We start from the raw sequence: 1426 nt of genomic DNA, 5'->3' as shown, positions 1-1426 counted from the left end.
GGTCAAGTCCACGGACGTGGTGTACGACGTCGTTGTGTGATTCTTCGATGTGATGGTTCAGGCGGTCAGTGCCGCGGGGGTGGCCTCCTGTTCGGTCGGGGTGTCGTTGACGGTGCGTGATTTGCTCAGGACGTCGAGTCCGAGGTAGCGGCGGGACTCTGCCCATTCGTCGTGTTGTTCGGCCAGCACGGCCCCGACGAGGCGGATCAGGGCGCCGCGGTCGGGGAAGATGCCGACGACGTCGGTGCGGCGTCGGATCTCCTTGTTGAGCCGCTCTTGGGGGTTGTTGGACCAGATCTGGCGCCAGATCTGTTTGGGAAAGGCGGTGAACGCCAGCAGATCCGGACGGGCGGCCTCTAGGTGGTCCGCGACCTTGGGAAGCTTGCCGGACAGCGCGTCAATGACCCGATCATATTGCGCTGCAACCGATTCGGTGTCAGGCTGGTCGAACACCGAGTGCAGCAGGGTGCGTACCCATGGCCACGACGATTTCGGGGTCACGGCCATGAGGTTGGTCGTGTAGTGGGTTCTGCAGCGTTGCCAGGCCGCGCCGGGCAGAGTGGCGCCGATCGCGGCCACCAGTCCGGCGTGCGCGTCGCTGGTGACCAGGCGGACCCCGGACAGGCCGCGGGCGGTCAGTGACCGCCAGAACGTCAGCCAGCCCGCGCCGTCCTCGGCGGTGGACACGTCGATGCCCAGGATCTCGCGGTAGCCCTCGGCGTTGACCCCGACCGCGATCAGGGCGTGCACGTTGACCACCCGGCCCTGCTCGCGCACCTTGAGCACCAGTGCGTCGGCGGCCACGAAGGTGTAGGGGCCGGCGTCCAATGGGCGGGTCCGGAACGCCTCGACGGCGGTGTCGAGTTCTTTTGCCATTGCCGACACCTGCGACTTCGACAGCGACGTGATGCCCAGGGTTTCGACGAGTTTGTCCATCCGGCGGGTGGAGACACCGAGCAGGTAGCAGGTCGCCACGACGGTGGTCAGGGCCCGCTCGGCGCGTTTGCGGCGTTCCAGCAGCCATTCCGGGAAATACGATCCATGCCGCAGTTTGGGGATCGCCAGATCCAATGTGCCTGCGCGGGTATCGAATTGGCGTTGGCGGTAGCCGTTGCGCTGGTTGGTTCGTTCGGTGCTGCGTTCGCCGTAGCCGGCGCCGCACAGAGCGTCGGCTTCGGCCCCGAGCAGGGTGTGGATGAACGTGGCCAATAGCTCGCGCAGGACGTCGGGATGGGTGGTAGTGAGTCGTTCGGCCAGCACGGCCGGCAGGTCGATATTCTGGGCATCGGTCATCGCGTGGTTCCTTTGCTCGAGTGACTTTGGACGGTCCCTCGAAGAATCACGCGATGACCTTCAATCACTCGGCTACGACACGCCGGTACCGCTGATCAGGTCCGACTCGTACACCACTCTGCTGGACGCAACC

Annotated in this window: 1 protein-coding gene; it reads right to left on the bottom strand. The window is 65.4% G+C overall.

The window, feature by feature from the left end; translation table 11 throughout:
- Positions 1–57: 57 nt before the first annotated feature.
- On the bottom strand, positions 58–1293 hold the full coding sequence (locus ACZYZ9_RS26410) for an IS256 family transposase (RefSeq protein WP_463829104.1): 1236 nt from the start codon (positions 1291–1293) through the stop codon (positions 58–60).
- Positions 1294–1426: the final 133 nt, after the last annotated feature.

The sequence above is a fragment of the Mycobacterium sp. IDUB_28 genome (assembly GCF_055419285.1).
This window is presented reverse-complemented; position numbering and strand designations above follow the sequence as displayed.